At 55.3% G+C, this 3,901-nt stretch carries 2 protein-coding genes; both read right to left on the bottom strand.

Annotation, left to right across the window (positions count from 1 at the left end; all coding sequences use genetic code 11):
- Nucleotides 1-1,880: beta strand repeat-containing protein (locus RMSM_RS23095; RefSeq protein WP_390173312.1), on the bottom strand; the 1,880-nt coding region annotated here is incomplete at its 3' end.
- A gap of 665 nt (nucleotides 1,881-2,545) precedes the next feature.
- Nucleotides 2,546-3,856: an Lpg1974 family pore-forming outer membrane protein gene (locus tag RMSM_RS23100; RefSeq protein WP_008702115.1), complete on the bottom strand. Its 1,311-nt coding sequence runs from the start codon at nucleotides 3,854-3,856 to the stop codon at nucleotides 2,546-2,548.
- Nucleotides 3,857-3,901 lie beyond the last annotated feature (45 nt).

The following is a 3,901-nucleotide window of genomic DNA, read 5'->3' on the forward strand; positions in this document are numbered from 1 at the left end:
GTGGTGCCGTTGATGGTCATGATGCCACCACCGTTCCATAATCCGCCGCCTTCCAATGCAGCAGAGTTTCCGTTGACGGTACCGCCCGTGATCAAGATGTCGCCAGCCCCCGAGACATGTAGACCACCGCCGTTGCCGGGACTGCCCGCTACTCCACCGCCGAGGGCACCGTTATTGTCGAGAGACACGCCGTCAAGGATCGTCGTCAAACCGGGGCCACCGGTAGTTTCGATACCACCACCTGCCCGATTAGCAGCATTGCCGGTGATCGTCGTCCCGCTGCGTACGTCTAGGAAGCCGGCAAAGTTGAAAATGCCCCCGCCACTGCCCGCAGCGCCATCGGCGACATTATCGCGGATGTCGACCGGAGCCGTTGAACCGATCAAAAGCGTTCCGCCGCTATTGAAGACACCGCCACCCCCTTGGTCGGCACTTGCGCCGCTGGCGGTGTTGCCGCTAATCGTCGTGCCGTCGATGGTCATGGTTCCGGTGTTGTTCCACAGCCCACCACCTTCTTCGGCAGCGCTGTTTCCACTGACGCTGCCGGCGCCGATGAACGTGGGCGACGTACCAGTGACGTGCAGACCGCCGCCGTTGCCTGGTGCACTAGCGGTACCTGTGGCCACGTTGTTATCGAGCGTGAAACTCCCTAGCAATGAAACTCCATTGATCACGGTTTGATTGGATGCATCTTCGATACCACCCCCTGCGCGATTGGCAGAGTTACCGGAAATGATCGATCCCGAGGAGACAAACAGTTGTCCGCCGGGGCCATTGAAAATTCCACCACCGCTGCCGAGCGCGCCATTGGCCACATTGTTGGAAACTGTCGAGGCAACCACGTTTCCAACGATCATGCCGGCACCGTTGTTAAAAATACCTCCCCCGCCCTGATTGGCGGCAGCACCGGTCGCGGTGTTCCCGCTAATTGTCGCCCCGTCGATGATCGCTGTGGTAGGTCCGGTGCTCGAGCTGTCAACCAGAATCCCGCCGCCGATTGCCGCACTGTTACCGGAAATCGTGCCTCCGGTGACATTAAGCGTTTCGGATTCGGTAACCCACAGACCGCGGCCCGGGGTGTTGACCAGATCAACGTTCGTCAGATCAACCTGGTCGGTGCTTGCCGCTCCACCGTTAATGATCAACGATGCTGCATAGCCGGGATCCAAAGTGGTGACGTTCAGCAAGTCGCCCATGTCGCCAAGGTTGACGGTCAACGAGTTTGTCGGGTTGGGAATGACCGTGTCCTCGAACGTCGCGCCGTTGTCGACGATCTCGATGTCACCGGCATTGACACTGTTTTGCAAGGTCGCGTCGTTGGCAAATCCAACCGGCAAATTCAAGATCGTATTCGCTGCGTTACCCGCATTGATCGGTTCCAAACCGGTGTAGGTAATTGTTGCGCCGTCAAGGTTTAGGTCTCCGTTGTTGCCACCCGCCCCCGTCGTGGTGTAGTTCAGAATCTGATCGCTAAACGTACCGAGAACCGTGAGCGAGTCGCCTTCACCGCCGGTTTGCATGCCACCATTAAATTGTATGCTCGGAACAAGAACTCCGCCCGAGTAGTCAAGCGTCAGATGATTGTTGTCTGAATTTCCCTCGACAATCAATTGGTCGATTCCCGTAGCGTCAATCGGCGATACGCCCGTGATTTCAATGCGAATCGTGGATGCATCAACGCGACTTACATGAATGTCGTCCGCAACGCCGTCTCCAGGGGATAGGAAGAGGGTAAGAGTGTCGCCCGCCAGCAACCGTCGATCCTCCAATGACTCAAGCCGTGGTTTGCGTGAAATCAAGTGGGTAAGCCGGCTTCGTTTCGAGTCACGAGTCCTGCGGTCCTGCAGACGATCTTTGCGTGCTAGCTTGCCAAACATCATGACAACTCCTACCCGTGTTGCGAATCAAAGAAGTGTGTAAACCAAAAGCGAACCAATAGCCCCCTGCAGGGCTGTTGGTGAATCACCTGAAAATCATGATAAGGGCATCACAGCCCGCAAGATAGGAAGAATAGGGGGAGCAGCAGGATTTTTATGAGAATCTTCATGATCGATACTTGACAACGAGAATCACTCATGCCAAGTCAATTTGACCACACCTCAGCCCGCCACTGGTTGACACGTTGAGCGAAGCCACAATCTGAAAGTTAGGTCAGTGACCGTACAAACGGCGAGGAAAGCGTGCCCCGTGAAGCCATCCTTCGTGCCTCATTCTGAAAGCAGGCCGGTACGTAGCGAGAGGTCGAGAGAAGTCGCAACCAGATGAGAAGAGGTCTTTCGGTATATCGATCGTCTTGATGGAAGTCGCGGTTCCGATAGAGCTGGTGACCAAACAAACCCTTTGAAGCGTCCTTCCCTATCACGTTTGCGTTACTTTATCGCAGCGGAAGGCGGGCGAGACTTTCGATCTGCAGTCAGGGCCCCGAAGCACTCACGCCAGTTCCGCTACGAAATGCTTCACAGCGTTAGACTATAGCGCAAAAAAACGCGTGTCGAATTTTTATTCGACACGCGTTGCGGGTGGTTCGTTTCGGTTTAATTTCAGCTTAAAAACGCCATTCGGCTCGTGCGGTTAGACCGCTGAAGGTCATCGTTTCGCCGGCGTCGGTGAGTTGGCCGTCGCGGACCGAGTCGATGTAGCTGCGTGTGGTGACCGATTCGTACCAAGCACTCATCAGGAAACCGCTCGACAGCACCAAGTGGCGTTTGTGGCCCATCCAGCGTACGCCAAGTTCGGCGTCAAGTGTTGGTGTCGCATGGAAGTCTTCGTAACGATTCGAGATCACGCCGCCACCGAATTGGTTGCGTTGGTCGTAAGTCGCGTTCCATTCGCCCGCCATCAAGCTAGCCATCGTTTTGCCGTAAAGCATCAAGCCCGTCTTGCAGCTGTACGTTTCGAAGTCCAAACCACCGCTGATACCAAAACCATCAAAATCAATGTCGGTGGCGACGTTGGTCAGCCCTGTGGCAACCGAGACGGTTTGATCGGCACTGAATTTTTGTTCGATGTTTCCGTAGCGAACGCCAGCTAACCAGTTGACCGCGATCGAGTCGGTTTGTTTCCAAAGGTGGCGATAGTTCAAATCCACTGTTTGGAAATTCATCTCTTGTGACGCAAATGCTTCGAGACTGCTGTTGCCCGATGTGGCAACACTTGGATGAGTCACGTTAGATGCGAGCACGTTGTTTTGTTGGGCTGCGATCGAGCTTTGCGAACTGCCATCCCAGCGTGCATAAGAAAGTTGAATACTGCTGCACTGTGATAACCCCAGGCTGCCTCCGACGCGAAAACCTGCTTCGGCGTCCAGACCAACGATTCCAAGTGGTCCGGTTGGCGATGCGACGGCCGGATCAGGATCGGTTTGCTCGGTCGCGTAGATCAGATCGGTGCTGCCAGGCCGCAGCCACAAGAATTCACCGAACAGGCTGGTTCGATGTGCCCACCACGGATCAATGTGACAATCTCGTTGCTGTTTCATCTTGTGAAGCTTTGCAAAAATGCCGTCACCGTGATCCGATTTGCATCCGCATTGGCCCGAGGGGGCATCGCACGAACTGCAGTGACCAGCGTGTCGATGCGTCGAGTGCGGCGAGTATTCGGATGGATTATAAACCGGTTCATCAAAAACGGGGCCGTCGTACGCGGCGCCGCCATGCACGGGGGTCTCGTATTCAGGTGGCAGATAATCGGGGTCACCTGCATATTGCCCCTGCCATTGACCCTCCGACCCACGTTCTAGCTGGTTTGCAAAACCGGGGCTAACCCCATCAAGAGCGTTCACAGCAGTGAGAGGAAGTGCAGCGACCAAGGTTGTCAACGCACGTACGGCTTGAGTGCCAATCCAGTTTCGTTTCATTTTGCTAGTTCCTGTGTTTCATAATTCAGCCGGAAGAACTCCGGT

This window comes from Rhodopirellula maiorica SM1 (assembly GCF_000346295.1).
Taxonomy (GTDB): domain Bacteria; phylum Planctomycetota; class Planctomycetia; order Pirellulales; family Pirellulaceae; genus Novipirellula; species Novipirellula maiorica.